This window comes from Xanthomonas hortorum pv. cynarae (genome assembly GCF_002939985.1).
Taxonomy (GTDB): Bacteria; Pseudomonadota; Gammaproteobacteria; order Xanthomonadales; family Xanthomonadaceae; genus Xanthomonas; species Xanthomonas hortorum_D.
The window spans coordinates 24064-45105 of record NZ_MDFM01000035.1 but is presented as its reverse complement, the minus strand read 5'-3'; the positions used below and the strand labels follow the sequence as shown (position 1 = coordinate 45105).

Below are 21042 nucleotides of genomic sequence, written 5' to 3'. Positions count from 1 at the left end.
TTCGAGAAGCTAGATGTCATGTTCCTTGGATTCCTCAGCTTCGTCCTAGTCGTTGATGGGCTTCGGATGTGTTAACAGGCCCTAGAAACAAACCGGAGTCATCGGCAGGTGACGAACATCTGGGATCTGATCCACATGCCACGCCCGATGTAATGCACGAAAAAACGGTATCACATCAGCAGGCTCTGCAAGCTCTGCTTCAACTATTTTCGTGAATGCACATACTCATTTTGGCAGGCTGATTTCGGAAACGGGCATTGGTATTAATCAAGAAAACGATTGCAATGCGTCTCCAAACGATTGCAATACAATCCGACCGTAACGCCTGCTGCATATACATTTTTTTGCACCGCAACATCCTTTAATAAAATTTGATCTTTATTGTTCGGTTCGCTAGCGAGGCTGGTCGAGTGCATCGGTCCGCCTTTATCCACCAGGCTCATCCAATCAAATACCGCATAGATCGTGGATAAATTCTCATTTCCACAGTGAGGCAGGTGGTGCAAGGGGCGTGCGTCCTTACGGATGAGGCTCGTCACCGACTCTAGCGAGCCCGAGCAAACCAGTCGACAGATTTTGTTTGTGTAACGGATGAGTTTATGGTTAGTGATATTCCGCACAGTTTCATATGTGCCGCTTCGCCTATTAATCGCATCAGGTTCGTTATCTGTATTGGTATTAAACGCCGTCACGCTTTAACTACCCAGGTCTGGAGCAGCACGCCCTGCTTTAAACCGACTCAACCATTAGTCAACTTTCGTCTTTGAAGGCGCGTGCATGGGCACACGTCGGTCTCTGTACGGCAATCAGGGGGAAATGAAATGAATCGTGCATTTGCGCTGGTCTGGAACGCCGCGATTGGCAATTGGGTCGTCACGCATGAGTTGGTGCGTCGGCGGCGCAAGTCCGGGGCAACCCGTCGTTGTTTGTCGAGCCTGGTCGTATTGGCGGTGGGGGCCGCCGCACCCGGTCTGGCCTGGGGAGCATGTACACCGGCGCTACCTGCGGCGGGCGCAACCGTCACTTGCACTGGATTGCCGATCACCAGCAATAGCTTTGCCAGCAGTGCAAATAACCTGACCGTCAACGTCGCGGCCGGCTCGCAGATGACCGCCGGGTTGCTCGGCGGCACCGCCATCGCGCTCAGCGGCACCAACGCCACGCTCAACAACGGCGGCACGGTCGATCCGTCGGTGCTTGGCTTGCTGTCGGTACTAAGCACCGGCGTCACCATGGGCAATGCCACCTCCACATCGGTGATCGCCAACAATCTTGCTACCGGCACGATTTACGGTACCGGCGGTTTGCTCGGTGCCAACCTGCTCAATCTCGACGGCATGGCGCTGGGCATCACCTCGGCCAGCAATGGCGTTGTGCAGATCAACAACGCAGGCCTGATCGATAGCCGTGCATTGTTGAATCTGTCAGTCCTGAGTTCCGATACGCCGGTGATTGCGGTCAGCGGCGGCGGTACCGTCAATGCCGTCAATACCGGCACCATCAACGGACGCGTGGGCTTTCAGAGTTCGGCCACCGGCAATACCTTCGTCAACTCGGGCACCATCAACGGCAGCGTGTCGATGGGGGCGGGCAGCACCAACAGCTTCACTGCAGTGACCGGCGGCAGCGTCAACAGCAGCGGTGGATTGGCGCTTGAACTGCTGGGGCCCGGCGGCTTGCTGAGTTTCGCGCAGACCGGGGTGGTGGATGGCGGTGCAGGCGGCACCAATACGCTGATCCTGCAGAATTCGGCGATCGGCACCGGCACTGGCAGCACCGGCGTTGGATCGCTCAGCACGGCGCAGTACATCAATTTCGGCAGCTTGCGCGTCAACAGCGGTACCTGGTCGGTCGGTGGCGGCAGCAACTTCGGCAGCAGCGCGCTCAATGGCGGCGTGTTGCAGTTCGCAAACCCAGCCCAGCTCGGCACCAGCATCGCTGCCAATGGCGGTGCACTGGAAGCCACTGCCGCAGGGTTGACGTTGAATCCCACTGGCGGCATTGCGCTGGGTGCAGGTGGGTTGACCTTGCAAGGCGCCAACGGCTTGACCGTTGCCAGCCCAATCACCGGCACCGGTGCGTTGACCAAGACCGGCACCGGTGCGTTGGGTTTGACCGGTGCCAATACCTTCAGCGGCGGCGTGAACCTGCTCGGTGGCGCGCTGACCGTCGGCAACAACGGCGCGCTGGGAAGTGGCACCGTCAACGCAACCGGCGGCAGCGTGCTTTCAAGTGCTGCAGTCAATTTGCCGAATGCGTTCGTACTCGGCAATAACGTCAGCATCGGCGGTGCCAACAACGTGCGGCTCGGCGGTGTTGTCAGTGGAACAGGCGCGCTGACCAAGGTCGGCACCGGCACACTGACCCTCGGCGGCACCAATACCTACGCCGGTGGTACCTCGCTGGGTGCTGGCACCGTGCTGCTGGAAACCCCCGGTGCGCTCGGCACCGGCACGGTGACCGCAGCGGGTGGGCTACTGGATACCACGGCTCCGCTGACGCTCGGCAACGCGTTTGCGCTGACCAACACCCTGGGCCTGGGTGCCAGCAGCAACGCGCTGACCTTGAGCGGCACGCTTGCCGGTGCCGGTGGCATCAACAAGACCGGCACCGGCACGCTCGCGCTCAACGGCACCAACACGTATACCGGCGGAACCACGCTGGCGTCGGGCGCGTTGCAGCTCGGGACGGCCTCCGCACTGGGAACGGGTGCATTGAATGTCACCGGCCCTGCCAACCTGAGCACCGGCGCTGCGTTGACGGTGGCCAACGGCATCAACCTCGCAGGTCCGTTGAACTGGACAGGCGCGCAGGCGCTCACGCTCAGCGGTGCCATCACTGGCGGCGGCAGTTTGATCAAGAGCGGTGCGGGCGACCTCACGCTGACCAACAGTAATGCCTATACCGGCGGTACCACGCTGAGCACCGGGCGGCTGGTGGTCGGCTCCAACGCGGCGCTGGGCACCGGTACGTTGACCGCCAGTGGCGGCGTGCTCGATGCGGCCACAGCGGCAACGCTCGGCAATGCCATTACGTTGACCGACACCATGGGCGTGGGCAGCAACGGCACCGCCTTGAACTTGACGGGCACGATTGGCGGCAGCGGTACGTTGAACAAACTCGGCACCGGCACACTCACGCTCGGTGGGCTCAATACCTATGCCGGCGGCACGCTGCTCAATGCCGGCGTCCTGCAGGTGACCAACGACGGATCACTCGGCAGCGGTGCATTGACCGTCACCGGCAATGCCAGTCTGCAGGGCACGGTGCCTACCACGGTGGCCAACGATATTGCGCTGACCACCGGCGCGCTCAGCCTTGATGGCACGCAGGCACTGACCCTGAGTGGCGATATCAGCGGAGCGGGCAGCCTGATCAAATCCGGCAGCGGCGACCTGACGTTGAGCGGCAACAGTCTGTACACCGGCGGCACCACGCTCGATGCCGGTCGCCTCACGGTGGGCAGCGACACCGCACTTGGCGTTGGTGCACTCAGCGCCGCCGCCGGCACCACCTTGGACAACGCCACGGTGAGCACGCTCGCCAATGCCATCGCCTTGGCTGGCCTGGTCAATGTGGGTGGCAGCAATGCGCTGACGCTCAATGGTGCGATCACCGGCGCCGGCAGTCTCGACAAGCTCGGTCCGGCCAGTCTGACATTGGCCGGCAACAACACCTATGCCGGTGGTACGCGCTTGTCTGCAGGCAGTCTGGTACTGGGCAGCGATACGGCGTTGGGCACAGGCACCCTGACCATCGGCGGCGGTCTGCTCGACAGCACCGCAGCACGCATCGTCGATAACAACGTGGCACTGGAAGCGGATCTGCAACTTGGCGGCAGCCAGGATCTTGCGCTCAACGGCGTTGTCAGCGGCGTGGGTGGGGTGATCAAGGACGGCGGCGCCACACTCACCCTGGGTGGACCAAACACCTTTGCCGGCGGCGTGGATCTCAATGCAGGCGCGTTGCTGATCGGCAACGCCACTGCACTGGGCAGCGGCGTGCTGACAGCAGCCGATGGCACGCAACTGCAAGCCACCACCGCAACCACGATCGGCAACGATGTCGCCCTGAACGGCGCGCTCTCGCTCACCGGCAACAACGATCTTGGTGTGACCGGTATCGTCAGCGGCGCAGGTAGCCTGATCAAGCAGGGCGCTGGTGCGCTCACGCTCACCGGCAACAACCTCTACACCGGTGGGACCGTGCTGGACGCCGGTACGGTGGTGGTCGGCAGCAACACTGCACTGGGCACCGGCGCACTCACTGCTGCCGATGGGACGCAACTCACTGCCAGCACTGCAGTGACGTTGCAGAACGCGCTCAACGTTGCCGGTCAGCTCGGCATCGATGGCCAGGACCTCACGCTCGATGGCGTGATTGATGGCGCCGGCAGCTTGGTCAAGAACGGCCCCCAGACGCTCACCCTCACTGGCAACAATACCTGGGTGGGCGGCCTGCAATTGCAGGGCGGCGCGTTGCTGGTCGGCAGCGATACCGCACTGGGATTAGGCACGCTGACTGCGGCGGCTGGCACCACGCTGGATGCCACCACTGCAGTGACACTGGGCAATGCATTCGCATTGAACGGCGCATTGACGCTGCCCGGCACACAGGACACCACGCTCAATGGCGTGATCAGCGGCATCGGCAGTCTGGATAAACAAGGCACGGCCACGCTGACCTTGAACAACGCCAACACCTTCAGCGGCGGCGTTGCGCTGGATGCAGGGCGTGTGGTGCTGGGTAACGACACTGCGTTGGGAGTGGGTGGTCTGCTGGTCGGCGGTGCTGCGGAACTGGATACCAATGCAGCGCTGACGCTGGGCAACACGGTGCAATTGAATGATCAGCTCACCCTGATCGGCAGCAACGATCTGACCTTGAACGGTGCCATCAGCGGCACCGGTAGCTTGATCAAGAATGGCGCCACCACGTTGTCGCTCAATGCAGGCAACACGTACGCAGGCGGCACCACATTGGCTGCGGGCACCATTGCGGTCGGTGCAAACGATGCACTCGGTACCGGCAGTCTGTCGGTCGTCGGCAACGCGGCATTGAGCAATGCGATCGCGGTGGCATTGGGCAACGACATCGCGCTTGGCGCAACGCTCACCGTGGACAACGGCGCAGACATGCTGGCCAGCGGCAACATCAGCGGTGCAGGCGATTTGATCAAGACCGGCGCCGGGACCCTGACCTTGAATGGCAGCAACAGCTACACCGGCCCGTTGGCGATTCAGGCCGGCACGCTGGTGGCCAGCACCGGCGCGGCGTTGGGCAATGCCAGCAACGTCGATGTCGCGGCGGGCGCAGCGTTGAATCTGACCAACGGTGGCCTGATCACCGCACTCAGCGGTGCCGGCAATGTCGACACCGATGCCGGCGGCACGCTGCAATTGGGCGGCGGCGATTTTGCCGGCAGCCTGGGCGGTGGCGGCAATCTGGACAAGGTCGGCGTGGACACGGTGCGCTTGCTGGGTACCAGCGTGATCGGTGGCGCCACCCAGGTCAGCGGCGGTACGCTGGATGTGATCGGCAGTCTCGGCACCAGCGCGTTGAACGTTGCGCTCGGCGGCACGCTGACGGGCACCGGCCCCAACGGCAGCGTGGCCAGTGGCGTGACCATCGGCGATGGCGGCCGGCTTGCGTTGACCAGTGGCTCCTCGCTCAGCGTGGGTGGCTTGTCGCTGGCATCGGGCGCGTTTCTCGATGTCGCACTGGCAGCGCCGAGCAACACGCGTCTGCTCGCAGTCAATGGCGATCTCACCCTGGACGGTACGCTCAACATCACCGATATCGGCGGTTTCGGCACCGGCGTGTATCGCTTGATCGACTACACCGGCTTGCTCACCAACAACGGGTTGGCCTTCGGCGTGATTCCCGGCAGCGTGGATCTGAGCCAGCTCGCCTTGCAGACCGCCATCGGCCAGCAGCTCAATCTGGTGGTCACCGCGCCGGGCAGCATCGTGCAGTTCTGGGACGGCGTGCAGACCACGGCCAATGGCACCGTCGATGGCGGCGCCGGCACCTGGGGCGCGGCCACCAACTGGACCAGCCAGGACGGCACCGCCAACAGCACCTGGCAGGGCGATTTTGCGGTGTTTGCCGGTACCGCAGGTGCGGTGGGCGTGCAGGGCACGCAGAGCATCGGTGGCCTGCAGTTCGTCACCGATGGGTATCAGTTGACCGACGCCGGCGCCGGTGCGCTGGACGTGGTCGCACCGTTGACCGCAGTGCGTGTGGACCCGGGGGCAACTGCCACGATTGACGTCGCGATTTCCGGCGTTGGTGGCGTGGAGAAACTCGACACCGGCACGCTGGTGCTCGACGCGGCCAACAGCTACACCGGCGGTACCGCACTCAGCGGCGGCACCCTGGTGCTCGGTGATGCGCAGGCACTCGGCACCGGCACGTTGACTGCGGCAACCGGCACCAACCTCGATAGCAATCAAGCATTGGCAGTGGGCAATGCGGTAGTTCTCGGCGGTGCGCTCAATCTGGTGGGCAGTAACGATCTGACCTTGTCCGGTGCGATCAGCGGTGCGGGAAGTCTGATCAAGAACGGTGGGTCCACGCTCACGCTCGATGGCGCCAATAGCTATGTCGGCGGCAGCGTGTTGAATGCAGGCACCCTGGCGGTTGGCAGCAACAGCGCGTTGGGTCTCGGCAGCCTGTCGGTGCTGGGCAATTCCAACTTGAGCAATGCGATTGCGCTGGCCCTGGGCAATGCGGTCAATCTCGGTGCCGATCTGACCATCGCCAGTGCAGACGATCTGGCACTGACCGGCGCCATCAGCGGTGCCGGTGCGTTGACCAAGAACGGGTTGGGCACACTGACCTTGTCCGGCCCCAACAGCTTCACCGGCCCGGTGGCGGTGCAGGCCGGCGTGCTGGCGACCGCTGCACCTGGTGCGTTGGGCAACGCCAGCGCAGTGGATGTCGCGGCAGGCGCCGGGCTCTCGTTGGGCAGCAACACGGCGTTGGGTGCGCTGACCGGGCAGGGCAATGTCGCGATTCTTGGCGGCAATACGCTGCAGCTGGGCGTCAACAACGTCAGCAGCACCTTTGCAGGTAGCCTGAACGATGCCGGCAACCTGGAGAAGGTGGGCGCAGGCACGGTGCAGCTCACCGGCACCAGCACGCTCGGCGGCGCCACGCAGATCACTGCAGGGACGCTGGATGTGGATGGCGTTCTGGCCAGCACTGGCGGTGTGACCGTCGCAACGGGCGGCACGTTGAGCGGTGGCGGCGAGGTCGCTGCACCGGTCACCGTCAACGATGGCGGCCGTCTGGTGGTGACCAGCGGTGCGGTGTTGACCACGGGCACGTTGAATCTGGCGCCGAATGCCAGCATCGATGCGTTCCTCGGTACGCCCAGCACCACGGGTGTGTTGGCGGTCAACGGCGATCTCACCCTGGACGGCACGCTCAACATCACTGACATCGGTGGTTTCGGTAATGGCGTGTATCGCCTGATCGATTACACCGGCGCACTGACCAATAACGGGCTGGGCTTCGGCACCATTCCGGGCACCATCGATCTCACCCAGTTGACGCTGCAAACCGGGTTGTCGCAGCAGGTCAACGTGGTGGTCTCCGCACCCGGCACCAACGTACAGTTCTGGGATGGTGCGCAGACGCTGGCCAACGGCAGCATCGATGGCGGCACAGGCGTGTGGACAGCGGGTCCGACCAACTGGACCACGGCCGATGGCTTGCTCAACAGCGACTGGCAAAACAGCTTCGCCGTCTTCGCCGGCCCGGCAGGTAACGTAGGCGTGCAGGGTACACAAGGCATCACCGGGATCCAGTTCGCCAGCGACGGCTACGTGCTGAGCGATGCCGGCGCCGGTGCGCTGAGCGCCAATGCGGCAACCACCATCGTACGCGTCGATCCGGGCGCCACCGGCACCATCGATGTGAGCATCGGTGGCACCGGCACGCTGCAGAAACTCGATACCGGTACATTGATCCTGGGCGCCGCCAACACCTACACCGGCGGCACCGCACTCGGTGGCGGCACGCTGGTGTTGGGCGATGCACAGGCATTGGGTACCGGTACGCTGACGGCGGCAGCGGGCACCACGCTGGATACCGATCAGGCACTGACGGTCGCCAATGCGCTGGATCTGAGCGGTGCACTCACGCTGGCGGGCAGCAACGATCTCACCCTGACCGGTGCGATTGGCGGTGCCGGTGGCTTGATCAAGAACGGTGCGACCACGCTGACGCTCAGCGGCAACAACAGCTATGCCGGCGGCACCGTGCTCAGCGATGGCACCCTGGCGGTCGACAGCAACACCGCGCTGGGTAGCGGCGGTTTGTCGGTGACGGGCGATGCGGTGTTGAGTAATGCGGCTGCAGCAACACTGGGCAACGCGGTCACGCTGGGCGCTGCGCTCACTGTCGATAATCCGGCGGATCTGATCCTGGCCGGCGACATCAACGGCAGCGGTGCGCTGATCAAGACCAACAACGGCACGCTGACGCTCGATGGCAGCAACAGCTATACCGGCGGCACCACGCTCAACGCAGGCACGCTGGTAGGCGATAGCGCAAGTTTGCAAGGGGCGATCGTCGACAACGCGACCCTGGCGTTCAACCAGGTGGCCGATGGTGTGTTCACCGGCTCGATCACCGGCACTGGCACTGTGATCAAGGATGGCGCCGGCGCTCTGTTGCTCAATGGTGCGAATGGTTACACCGGTGGCACCACGATCGTTGCAGGGACGTTGATCGGCGACACCACCAGCCTGCAGGGCGACATCGCCAACAACGCGGCCTTGGTTTTCAACCAGGCCACCGGCGGCGTGTATGCAGGCACGGTCAGCGGCACTGGTTCGCTGGAAAAGGCCGGCACTGGCGTGTTGCAGTTGATCGGTCCCAACAGCTACACCGGCGGCACGGTGGTCAGTGCCGGCACGTTGATCGGCAACACCACCAGCCTGCAGGGCAACGTGGTGGACAACGGCACGCTGGTGTTCGATCAGGCCACCGATGGCGTGTTTGCCGGCGCCGTCAGCGGCACCGGGAGCGTGATCAAGCAAGGTGCTGGCGCGCTGACGCTCGACGTCGCCAACAGCCATGCCGGTGGCACCACGCTTGCCAGCGGCACGCTGGTGCTTGGCGATGCGCAGGCATTGGGTACCGGCAGCTTGACTGCGGCAGCAGGCACCACCTTGGATACCGATCAGGTATTGACGGTGAGCAATGCAGTCAATCTGACAGGTGCAGGTGCACTTGCGCTGGCAGGCAGCAACGATCTCGCGTTGACCGGCGCGATCACGGGCGCTGGTGGTTTGATCAAGAACGGTGCATCCACGCTGACGCTCGATGGCAGCAACAGCTATACCGGCGGCACCACGCTCAACGCCGGCACACTGGTAGGCGATAGCGCAAGTTTGCAAGGCGCGATCGTCGACAACGCGACCCTGGCATTCAATCAGGTGGGCGATGGTGTGTTCACCGGCTCGATCACCGGCATTGGCGCTGTGATCAAGGATGGCGCCGGCGCTCTGCTGCTTAACGGTGCGAATGGTTACACCGGTGGCACCACGATCGCGGCAGGGACGTTGATCGGCGACACCACCAGCCTGCAGGGCGACATCGCCAACAACGCGGCCCTGGTCTTCAACCAGGCCACCGGCGGCGTGTATGCAGGCACGGTCAGCGGCACTGGTTCGCTGGAAAAGGCCGGCACTGGGGTGTTGCAGTTGATCGGTCCCAACAGCTACACCGGCGGCACGGTGGTCAGTGCCGGCACGTTGATCGGCAACACCACCAGCCTGCAGGGCAACGTGGTGGACAACGCCACGCTGGTGTTCGATCAGGCCACCGATGGCGTATTCGCCGGTGCAGTCAGCGGCACGGGGAGTGTGATCAAGCAGGGTACGGGCGCGTTGACGCTGGTCGCTCCCAACACCTATAGCGGTGGTACCACGATTGCCAGCGGCAGCCTGATCGGCAACACCACCAGCCTGCAAGGCAACATCCTCGACAACGCGGTGCTGGTGTTCGATCAGGCTGGCGCCGGTACGTTTGCCGGCAACATCACCGGTAGCGGTGCGTTGATCAAGACCGGGGCCGGTGCGCTCACGCTGGATGGCGTGAATGCGTATCTCGGCGGCACCACCATCGCCGCGGGTACGCTGATCGGCGATACCGACAGCCTGCAGGGCAACATCGCCAATAACAGCGCGCTGGTGTTCCAGCAGACCACCAATGGCACCTACGCAGGGACATTGTCGGGCACCGGTAGCCTGCTCAAGGATGGTGTAGGCACCTTGCTGGTCACTGCAAACAGCGGTGGCTTCACCGGGCCGACCACGGTCGCGGCAGGCACCTTGAGCGTGGGCAATCCGGCTAACCCGGGCGCCGCGTTGGGTGGGCCGGTGACGGTGGGTCCGGGCGGCACGCTCACCGGCAGCGGCAGCGTTGGCAGCCTGAGCTCGGGCGGCACCGTGGTGATCGGCGGCACCGCCGGCACGATCAGTGTCGGCGGCAATGCCACGCTCGGCAATGGCTCCACCTTGCAGGTCACGCCCGGCGCAGGTGGCGCGGTCACACCCATCAGCGTGGGCGGTGCGGCCACGCTGGCACCTGGCAGCACTTTGCAACTGGTGCGTGCGACGGATCTGCCGTTGTTTACCGAAATTCCGGTCATCAACGCCGCTGGCGGGCTCAGCGGGCAGTTCAGCAACGTTGTTTCCGACTACGCCTTCGTCGAGCCGAACGTCAGCACCAGCGCCACTGCGTTGTCGGTCTCGTTTGGTCGCAACACCGTGGCCATGGTCGATGCGGTCACGGTGCCAAACCAGCAGGCTGCCGCAGCTGCCGTGGATGGGTTGCCGACCACCAACCCGGTCTATCAGGCAGTGGTGCGCTTGCCCGACGATCCGCAGGCGATCAGCACCGCGTTTGCCTCGCTGTCTGGCGAAAGCCATGCCAGCACGGCCACTGCGTTGCTGGATAGCCGCTTCCTGCTGAGCGGTGTCGGCAACCATCTGCGTGGCGATAGCCAGGACGCGCGCGTGGGAGACACCACGGTGTGGATCACCGGTCGCAGCCTGCCCAATCGTGTCGATGGCGATGCCAATGCGGCCTCGGTACGGCGCGAGGACAACGGCATCATGGCCGGTGCAGAACGGCGCATCGGCGAGCGCAGCGTGCTCGGTATCGCAGTCGGTAATCAGGACATCGAAACCCGCTCGCGCGAGTCCTTTGATCGCTCCGATATCGATGGCACACATGCCGGTATCTACGGCCAGGCCGATTGGTCCGCGTTCGCGCTGCAAGCCTCGGTCGACTATGCCGATTACAGCGTGGACAGCACGCGTCGGGTGATGTTGCCCGGCGTGCTCGAAGAGCAGCTGAGCAGCAATTACGATGCCAAAGCCATCACCGTGTCGCTGGAAGCGGCCTGGAATCTGCGCACCGGCAACGCGGTGTACAGCCCCTTCATCGCAGCCGACTACACGCATCTGAAGACCGATGGTTTCAACGAGCGTGGCGGCATTGCCGGGCTGTCGGTGGACAGCGCCAAGGACGAGTACACCACCAGCACGGTGGGTGTGCGTGGGCGTTGGCAGCTGGGCCAGGCGGCCGGGTTGTATGCGTCGGTGGGTTGGCGGCACGCGTTCGGCGACCGCGCTGTGGAACGTTCGGCCGGTTTCATCGGCACCGGCTCGCAGTTCTCGGTGCAGAGCGTCACCCTGGCGAAAAATGCGGTGGTCGGCGAGTTGGGCGTGAGCCTGATCACCTCGCCTGCCAGTCGCCTGTCGTTGTCGTTGCAAGGACTCAACGGCGATGGCCAGACCGCGTACGGCGGCCAGGTCACCTGGGGCTGGAACTTCTGATTCACTGCAGACCAAAAAGCCCCGGCACTGCCGGGGCTTTTTTTTGGCCGATACAAAGGCACGCACGTACAGCGTCATGCTTGCACTTGCACTTGCAGCGCACCCGCAATCGCTGGTCGGCCGCGTCGGCAGCCGCAGCGTGGGCGTCGTGCATGCCGACTCCGCGTACCGGCCATGCAGCCTTGCGGCCACACTGCCGGTCTGCAGACGGCGCTTAGAACTGCCAGCGCAGGCCGACATTGGCGTTGATGCTGTTGGCATCCGACCGACCACGCTCGGCACCCACGTTGCCGTAGATGGAGAACGCATCGTTCAGCTGGTAACGCACACCCACCGAGGCACGTAGCGCTTGCTTGGACACCGGCTCGCCGGCGACGTTGAAGCGCGCTTCCGGCAAATCGGTGAACCATGCGGTGAAGTCGGAGTTCGGGTTGCCGAACAGCGAGCGGTAAGCAACCAGACCATCGAAGCCCCACTTGCCGCGCGTCAGATGGCCACGCACGCCCACTTCGCCGTAGCCCGCGCGCAGCGTGTCGCTATTGGCACTCAAGCCCAGGCCGGTGGCCGATGCTTCGCTGAAGGCATCCTGCTTCTGGCTGACCACACCGACGGCGACGAACGGCGACAAACCCGCGTGCGGCAGCAGGCCGAGTTCGGCGCGCAGCGACCAGTTGGTGTCGTGGCGACGATCCTGCAGACGCTCGCCGATGCTGCCCGCTTGCACGCTGCGTTCGGTTTCCACATTGCTCATGCCATACGAACCGATGCCCGAGAGGTAGGCCTGGCCGATCGGCTGATACAGATACGCCGTCATCGCATAACGGTCCGAGCGCAGACGGCTGGCCGAGGCATCGATGTTTGCACGGTCCTGACCCGAGCTCACCGCCGCACCCACCACCGTGCCGGCGCTGCCCACCGGCAGATCCACACCGAAGGTGGTGGACTGCTGGGTGTAATCGGCCGAGTCGAAACCGTTGCCGCCCAGGTTGCCGTCCAGATAGCTGCCCTGCATCCAGGTGGTCAGCGTGGTGGTGTCGGCCAGGTAGGGCAGGCGATCGGCAGCTACGCGCGCATCGTTGAGCGCGGACTGGAAGCCCAGCGTGCGCTCGATGCCGTGTACCTGGCCAGCCAGGGTCGGCAGCGATGCGGCAACCTGCGCATCGGTCGCCGCCAGCAGCGAGCCGGTAGCGCTGATCAAACCACCCAGATTGTCGGTGTCGCCCGACGCCACACGCGTATCCAGCACCTTGACCAGCGTATCGGCCTGCGCAGCACCGTTGACCACCGACTGCGGCGCACCGGCCGCTTGCGCGCTGGCAGCGGAGGCATTGCGGGTCAGCGTGGCGGTGACGGTGGTGGGGTCGTAGGCGAGTGAGGCGGTCCAGAAGAAATTGTTGGCGTACTGCACGCGATCGAAGGTGCCCTGCAGGTTGCCCGCCTGGACGATCTTTTCGCTGCTGCCGACGGTGTAGCCAGCCGCTTCCGGCAGTAACAGCAGATTGCCCTTCAGGCTGGCCTGGCCGGTGACGGTCAAGCCCTTGCCCAATTCGAGTGCGGTGGTGCCGGTGTTGTTGACCAGGCTGTAGTTACCGTTGATCACACCGCCGTGCGATTCGAAGGTGGCCGAGTTGAGCACGATCACATCCGAGCGCAGGCTGCCGGACAGTGCGAGCACGCCGTCGCTGACGCTGGTGCCGCCGGTGTAGGTGTTGTTGCCGCTGAGCGTGAGCTTGCCGGCGCCGTTCTTGGTCAGGTTGCCCGCGCCGGAAATGTCGTTGCTGAAGGTGCTGTCGTAGCCGGAGGTCACATTGGCCGACCAGTTGTTGACGAACTGCGCCGGGCCGTTGATCGCCTTGGCCGCATTGACCAGGCCATAGCCGTACAACGCATCCACGCCCGGGTCGCCCAGGTCGGTGGCAGTGGTCAACAAGGTCTGCTGCAGGTTGGAGGCGCTCATCCACGGATACACGCCCAGCACCTGCGCCGCCACGCCGGTGACGGCAGCGGTGGAGAACGAGGTGCCGGCGATCTGGCCCTGCAACTCGGTGCCGGCCAGGGCCGGGGCGAAGTAGCTGCCCGGCGCCACCAGGCACCACTGCGCAGCGGCGCCGCAATGGTTGGAATAGCTGGTCAGGCCGGCGGCATTGCCGGCGCTGTCGATATTGATTGCGCCCACTGCCAGCCAGTTGTTGCGCAGGCTGGCTTCCTGCACCGGGGTGGCCGCCGGGTAGGACGCCTCGGACGCACCTTCGTTGCCGGTCGATGCCACGATCAGCGCATCGGCCTGCACCAGCGGAGCCAGTGCGAACTTCCAGGCCAGCGCGGCGTTCGCGCTGCTGGCAGCATCTGCATACGAGGCACCGATCGAAAGGTTGGCAATCCGCACGCCGGCAGCCGCCAGATCCACCGCGGCGCGGCGAGCCTGCTGGGTGCCGCAGGAATTTTCGGCGCAGATGCGCGCATAGAACAGGTCTGCATCCGGCGCGATACCGCCGGCAAAGCCGTCCTGCGCCGAGCCCAGCACCAGTGCCGAGATGACCGTGCCGTGGCCGCGCAACGGGTTCGCAGACGACTCCGGCGTGCCGGGGCTGGCGGTGTAGTCATTGAAGCTGTCGACCTTGCCGCTGATCGGCGCGTAGCTCGGCACCAGGTTGTCGTCCAGCACGGCCAACTTCACGCCCTGGCCGCGGGCACCGGCCTGCTGTGCCAGATCCGCATTGGTCGGCACCAGCAGGTTGCTGCCCAGGCCCTGGTAACGGGCCGGTGCAGGAGCAGGCGAGGGCACCGGTGTCGGAGCGGGAGCGGTCTTGGGCAGCGGGTCGGCCGTGGAGGTTTCCGGCGGCGCCGGCGTTGTGGGGGGCGTCGGGGTGGCAGGCGCCGTCGGCATGGGCGTCGGAGCCGGCGCCGGCGCCGGTGTCGTCGGAGTCGCAGGTGCAGGCGTGGACGGCGTCGGGGCCACGACCGTGGTCTGTGGCGGGTCACTGCGGACGTTGCCGCCACCGCCACCGCCGCCACAGGCGGTCAGGACGAGGCAGGATGCGATGGTCGTGGCGAGTAGCGAGCGATTCATAGTTTGTTTAATCCGGTCATTTGGCGCGCCGCTACTGCTGAATATCTGAATTTGGCGCAAAGGTTTCCCACGTCGGCGCTGATGCCGACGGAGGCATTTAATTTCACGGGTTATTCACTTTATTCGTCGCCGATCCGTCCCTTCGGATAAGCGCCGCTTAGAACACGGGGAATGCAGTGATGCATCCAATCGTGTGCTTGCGAGATTGTTTAACGGCGCTATCCAGAAACTCTAAAACCTGAATGGTCAGTTGCAATTCAGAGAAAAACCGAGCCAATAGACATTTGCGAACTAATCCATAGCCAGAAAGGATTAGAACGCCACTAGCGAGCTCTAGTACAGAGAAAAGTCGGAGCGAACGCGACCGTAAAACATCACATTTCTCAAGGGGCCGCAATCCTAAATGCGATCGCTATCGCGGTGAATCAGGGATATACCTCAAGCTGTCGGTGAATCCCTCACATGCTGTAGCGGATTCGACCGTAAGTTAGCGAATCTAACGGACTCTGCCGTATGAGCGGCGAATGATTTTTTTCGCGATATAAAAGCAGCGGGATCTTTATCGCCGGTCAATGTTTAAATTAGTATATCCATCTGAATTTATACTAAGCAGCCACAACCAATGAAATCGATTGTGCAAAATTCAATGGTTTTGGTATGCCAATCAGCCTAGATTTCTGTATAGGCTACTAAGGTGATTCGGGTGTTTGCTCGATAGAAGCCGAGTCTCTTCAGGCAGGAAAAACGCCGTTGCTGTTAGCGAATGGGCGCTTTTTTAGTCCAGCGATCAATCGGGCAATAAAAGATTGAAGCCCAGGGTGACCCACGGCGTGTGGTCTGCACCATGCTGATATCCGGCCAGCAGATCCACGCTGGCACGGTCGCCAAACAGGCGCCGCAGCCCAGCCTGCTGGCCGAAACCGCCGCGGTCATCGCCGAAGGCTTCGGCCAGCACCGTCCAGGCGGGGCCGAGCGTGTGCTCCACGCCCACACTCGCCGTCAGCGCCATCGCCGCGCCGCGGGGCGTGTTTGCGCCCACGTTCAGATGCAGCAGGCTGCGCCGGTCCGCATCCAGCGCGATGCTCACCGGCACATTGAGGATCAGCCCATCCAGCCGCTGCCGGCGCAGGTCCCAGTTCGCCCCCAGCGAGGCACCCACGCCCCAGCGCTGCTGGTCCAGGTCGCGAAACAGCCGCTTCACGCCCAGAGCGGCGATACCGGCCCGGGGTTGGTCACTGAATGTCGACAGCCCCAGGCTGACTTCGCTGCCGGCCCAGGTGCAGGCAGGCACGGCGGTCAGTTCGCGCCCCGGGCGGGAGCCACGTAGCCAGGTTTCCACCTGGCAGCGTCCTTCAGGGGTCAGGGCGGCATCGTCGGTGGTCAGGCTGGCGGCGGCCTGCGCACGGAACGCAAGCACGGACGCAGCTGCCAGCAGCAGGGCGGGGAACAGCTTCAGGGACATCGGCACTCTCCAGGGTCGGAGCGCCAAAGACCGCGCTTTGGGTCTAGCTGGATTGTGTGGGTAATGCAGGCAATGCGTGGGCGCAAGCGCACGCGATGAGCCCCGCCCTGTGCGGACGGAGCCGACCTTGGGTCAGGATCCGTCGGCGCAGGTGCCGCGACGCAATCGACTATGACTGTCCAAGGAGCAGGCCTCTGGGGTGGGGGACGAAAAACGTGGCGCATGATGCCTGCAAGGCCGTGACGAGCGCAATCGGTGGTGCGCATCGGACAAGGACCGCGTGGCGATCTGGTAAGCGCCTGCACCGGCTTCCCGGCTATCGGGGAATTGCGGTAGCAGCGCCGCCTGGCAGAGCATCAGTTCAATGCGTCGCTGACAGCGCACGAACGCGAGGTCTGCAGCGGCTCTCGGTTACGGATTGAAATCGATCATCGCCAGGGTTCCCTCGGCGATGGTCGACTCCAGATGCAGGCGCCAGCCGAAGCGCTCGCAGATACGCTGAGTCAGGAACAGGCCCAGCCCCGAACCGCCGCCTTGCTTGACCGAGTGTTTCAATGAGGCGGTGTAACGCTGCCGCCAGCGCGGTATCGAAGCCTTCGCCCGAGTCGCGGATGCAGAGCCTGTGCTTGACCAGCGAGACGCGGATGTCGCCGGCATAGGTATGGTCGGCCGCATTGCGCAGCAGGTTGCCCACGGCAATACGCACCATCGATTCGGACGCATGCAAGACCAGCGGCTCCAGCACGTCGATGTGGTACTGCACCGGCTTTGCCGAGACCAGATACAGATGGTCCTGGACCAGATCGGGAAGCAGTCCGTGCAGGACGGTGATCTCCTCGCGCTCGGCAGGGGTTGGTTCGCGCGAGAGATACAGCAGCGCTTCCATGATCTGCCTGAGGTTGCCCACGGCCTCGTCGATGCGATGCAACGGCCGCTGCGCGCGCTCCGGCAACTGCTGCTTGTGCAGCACATCGGCCGCGCCGGAGATGACCGCCAGCGGCGTGCGGAATTCGTGGCTGGCCTGGTCCAGCAGACTGCGCTCGCGTTCGATCGCGCGCGCTACACGTTCCAGGTGCGCGTTCACCTCACGCGCAATCGTATTGAGCTCGCTCTTGCGGTAGTCGGTGGGCAGCCGTTGCGCGGGCTGCAGCGGGTCCAGCTGCCGCATGCGCCGTGCCAGGTCGGTGACCGGCCGGGTCAGACTGATGAAGAGCCACCAGATGACCAACGCGATCATCGCCAGATTCAACAGCATGAACAGCACGCTCACTTGAACGCTTTCGTTCTGCTTGTCTTCGAGCTCGGTCATGTCGATGCTCATGACCAATCGCCCTTGCGGCAACGTGGTGATCAATAACGAGTAACTGCGATCGGGTCGTGTCTGGCCCGGGGGTTCGGCGAACGGCCCCCAATGCGGTTGCAGGATGTTGATGAACTTCCTGGTCAGAAAGGGGGCTCCTTTGGCGGCTTCAAGATCGCCTTCGCCGTAGTAGCCAGGCGCCAGCGCAGCGAAGAAGGCAGGCAATCCTGCGGGGATTCGCGCAGGATCTGACACCAGCCAGCCCTGCACCGGGCCATCGGTGGGAAGCGCGCTTTGCAACTCGGCCACAGGCAGGTGCGCAATGCTTTGCGTGCTCAAGGTGAGCAGCTGCTTCCAGATCGGAGCTTCGATCAACTCCTGGCTCAAAAACCCTTGAACCGCCAGCCCCAGGGCAAGCATCGCGCCGGACACGATCAGGCTGCTGCCGATCAACCACTGCAGCCTTCCCAGGCGCCCGCCCAATCTCATCGCGTCCCACCACCCAGGCGGATAGCCGACACCGGTGACGGTATGCAGCAGTTTGTGTTCGCCGCCCTGATCCAGGGCACGCCGCAACACATGCATGTGGGAACGCAGCAGATCGCCTTCGGGCAATGCGTCGCCCCAGATCAGGCTTTCCAGTCGATCGCGGCGCACGATTCTCGGGGATTCGCGCATCAGCAATTCCAGCACGTTGCGCAAGGTGCTGGAGAGCACCACGCTGCGCGCGCCGCGCGAGACCTTCAGACTGTCCAGGTCGAAGCGCAAATCGCCGACCTGCAGCAAGTGACCCGCTGTTGCTGCATTCGCGCTGGCTCTGCCCACCATCACGCGCAAGCGCATTTCCAGCTCCGGCAGCGCGACCGGTTTGACCAGATAATCGTCGGCGCCGTTTTCGAACCCGAGCAGCTTGCCCTCCAGCTGATCCTTGGCGGTGAGCATGATGATCGGCGTGCGGCAGCCATGGTCTTCGCGCAACGTGCGCAGCACGCTCATGCCATCCATGCGCGGCAGCATCCAATCCAGAATGATGGCGTCGTAGCGATTGCTGATCGCCAGATTCAGGCCGGAGTTGCCGTCGGGCGCAGCATCGGGTTGATGTCCGCATGCCTCCAGATAATCGAAGATATTGGCCGCCAGCGCACGGTTGTCTTCGATGATGAGCACCTGCAATACCTGCGCAGGCTGGATCGAGCTGGAGGTCATCGCATCGGTGCTTTTCAGGGTGGGAAACATCATACGCAGCATCGTCTCCATGCACTCGACCAGCTCGCGCAACAGGCGGCCGATCGATGCCAGCAGGGCAGGGAAATGCTCAAACATGCAGTAGCCAGCGCCCGGCACCGATCACGCCGTCTTGCTTGCCACCACGCTGCTTCGCCTATGGAGTTCGCCATGACCGCTTTCTGCAGTTGCCCATCGACTTCATCGCCGATACCGCCGTATGCGAGATGAGGCGGCGATCCTGACGTTGGCGCTGAAGATTGTTCCTGTTGCCGAAGCGGCAGCCTGGTTTCATCACGACCCGATTCGCGAGCTGGGAGGTAAGACGGCAGCCGAACTCGCCGCGCGAGGTCATTCCGCCCAGGTCGTCAGGTTTCTGCAGTCGGTTCTGCGCGGCGAACGCGACTGAAAAAGATGCAGAGCGCGGGTCTTGCACACCGGCCAAGCCAAGCCGGCAGCGCCGGCTGAATATGTGCTACTTGCACTCTTTTTTCGATAGGCCTAAGCTGCCGCCAAATTAAGTGCATATTGCACATATATGGATGGCCATGAACGACGACAAAGACCTCGATGTGCTGATCTGCGGCGCCGGTGCCGCTGGCCTGACCCTGGCGCTGGAGCTGGCGCGCCGGGGCATCCGGTTCCGCTTGATCGACAAGATCAGCGAGCCGTTCGGTGGCTCGCGCGGCAAGGGCATCCAACCGAGAACGCTGGAGATTTTCGAAGACCTGGGCATCGCAAACCGCCTGGCAGCCGTGGGCGGCCCGTATCCGCCTGAGCGTACTTATGCTCAGGACGGCAGCTACACGGACGCCGAACCTGATCGTGCGGAGCCGACCATGACCGAGCCGTTTGCGCAGCCATTGATGGCCCCGCAATTCCTGACCGAGCGCGTGTTACGCGAGCGTCTCGCCGAGTTCGGGCACGCCCCGCACTATGGATGCGAGCTGGTCGGACTGGAGCAGGATGCCACCGGCGTGAGCGTGCAGGTAAGCGATGGCAGCGGGCCACAGGTGATCCGCTGCCGATATCTGGTGGCAACCGATGGCGGCCGCAGCTTTGTGCGGCAGGCACTCGCGATCGATTTCCCCGGCAAGACGCTGGGCGTGCGCGCAATCGTGGCCGACGTGGTCATCCGTGGTCTGGATCGCGCGTATTGGCACCGCTTCAACCAGGCGTCGATGCAAACCCAGATTTCGTTCTGCCCGCTGGCGGGGACCGATTGGTTCCAGATCCAGGCACCGGTGCAGCTGGAAGGCGACATCGATCTGTCGGTCGGCGGCCTCAATGCGATGATCGCCGCGCGCATCGGCGACACCGCCATCCGCGTCGAGCAGGTGTTCTGGGCATCGGCATATGCGATGAACGCGCGACTGGCAGACCGTTATCGCGTTGGACGTATTTTGCTGGCTGGCGACGCCGCACACATCCATCCACCGACCGGCGGGCAAGGGCTCAATACCAGCGTGCAGGATGCCTACAATCTGGGTTGGAAACTGGCTGCGGTGGTGCGCGGTGCATCCGAGAGCCTGCTCGACAGCTACGAGCAGGAACGCCGACCAATCGCTGCCGCAATGCTGGGCCTGTCGGTCAAGCTGCTCGACGCAGCCAAACAGGGCGACTTGCGCCGCGGTCGGCAGACGCAGCAGTTGGACCTGCACTACAACGCCTCTGCATTGGTGTGGCCGACCACCTCTACGACCGCGATCGCCTCCGGTTGGCGCGCACCGGATGCACCCTTGCTTGGCGCGGCAGGGCAGGCAACGCGCCTGTTCGAGCTGTTGAAGGGACCGCACTGGACGTTGTTGGCTTACCAGATCGCTGCACACACGCTGCCGTGTTATCCGGGTGTTCGCAGGTATTCGATCGGTAGCAACGGCGATCTGCAGGATCCGGGCCAGCAGATCGAACGCGCCTATGGGATGGTAGCGGGCGATCTGGTGCTGGTGCGACCGGACGGCTACGTTGCCCTCACCGGCCGCATCGAGGCAACGCAGCGCATCACCGACTACCTGCACACGGCAGGTGTTGTTGCGGCAGAGCAGGCCGAATTCGAGTTGATGTGATCATTCGAATCGACAAGTGTGAAGCTCCCGCGTACGTCTCCTTCAGGTCGCAGAGATGACTG

General features: G+C 63.6%; 7 protein-coding genes. 3 read left to right on the top strand and 4 right to left on the bottom strand.

What is annotated here, in order from left to right:
- Positions 1–263 precede the first annotated feature (263 nt).
- Positions 264–539 carry a hypothetical protein gene (locus XcyCFBP4188_RS22695; RefSeq protein ID WP_152666631.1) on the bottom strand — a complete coding sequence of 92 codons (276 nt, stop codon included), beginning with the start codon at positions 537–539 and terminating at the stop codon, positions 264–266.
- A 282-nt stretch (positions 540–821) separates the two neighbouring features.
- Here XcyCFBP4188_RS22695 and XcyCFBP4188_RS19185 point away from each other — a divergent pair, with 282 nt between their 5' ends.
- A complete protein-coding gene (locus tag XcyCFBP4188_RS19185) occupies positions 822–11858 on the top strand; it encodes an autotransporter-associated beta strand repeat-containing protein (protein WP_104592644.1) in 11037 nt (3678 codons plus the stop codon).
- A 214-nt stretch (positions 11859–12072) separates the two neighbouring features.
- Here the strand turns inward: XcyCFBP4188_RS19185 and XcyCFBP4188_RS19180 are convergent, their stop codons facing one another.
- The 3 genes from XcyCFBP4188_RS19180 to XcyCFBP4188_RS23695 form a co-directional block, all read right to left on the bottom strand.
- A complete protein-coding gene (locus tag XcyCFBP4188_RS19180) occupies positions 12073–14928 on the bottom strand; it encodes a S8 family serine peptidase (RefSeq protein ID WP_104592643.1) in 2856 nt (951 codons plus the stop codon).
- A gap of 787 nt (positions 14929–15715) precedes the next feature.
- The gene (locus XcyCFBP4188_RS19175) at positions 15716–16390 is read right to left on the bottom strand and encodes a hypothetical protein (protein WP_006448800.1); all 675 of its coding nucleotides are present in this window, start codon (positions 16388–16390) and stop codon (positions 15716–15718) included.
- Positions 16391–16751: 361 nt separating this feature from the next.
- The gene (locus XcyCFBP4188_RS23695) at positions 16752–19013 is read right to left on the bottom strand and encodes an ATP-binding response regulator (protein ID WP_325176183.1); all 2262 of its coding nucleotides are present in this window, start codon (positions 19011–19013) and stop codon (positions 16752–16754) included.
- A gap of 121 nt (positions 19014–19134) precedes the next feature.
- Here XcyCFBP4188_RS23695 and XcyCFBP4188_RS19160 point away from each other — a divergent pair, with 121 nt between their 5' ends.
- Both XcyCFBP4188_RS19160 and XcyCFBP4188_RS19155 read left to right on the top strand, forming a co-directional pair.
- Positions 19135–19323 carry a hypothetical protein gene (locus XcyCFBP4188_RS19160; protein ID WP_006448798.1) on the top strand — a complete coding sequence of 63 codons (189 nt, stop codon included), beginning with the start codon at positions 19135–19137 and terminating at the stop codon, positions 19321–19323.
- Between the two features lie 139 nt (positions 19324–19462).
- Entirely contained in the window at positions 19463–20980 is a 1518-nt protein-coding gene (locus XcyCFBP4188_RS19155; RefSeq protein ID WP_043907293.1) for an FAD-dependent oxidoreductase, read from the top strand.
- Positions 20981–21042: the final 62 nt, after the last annotated feature.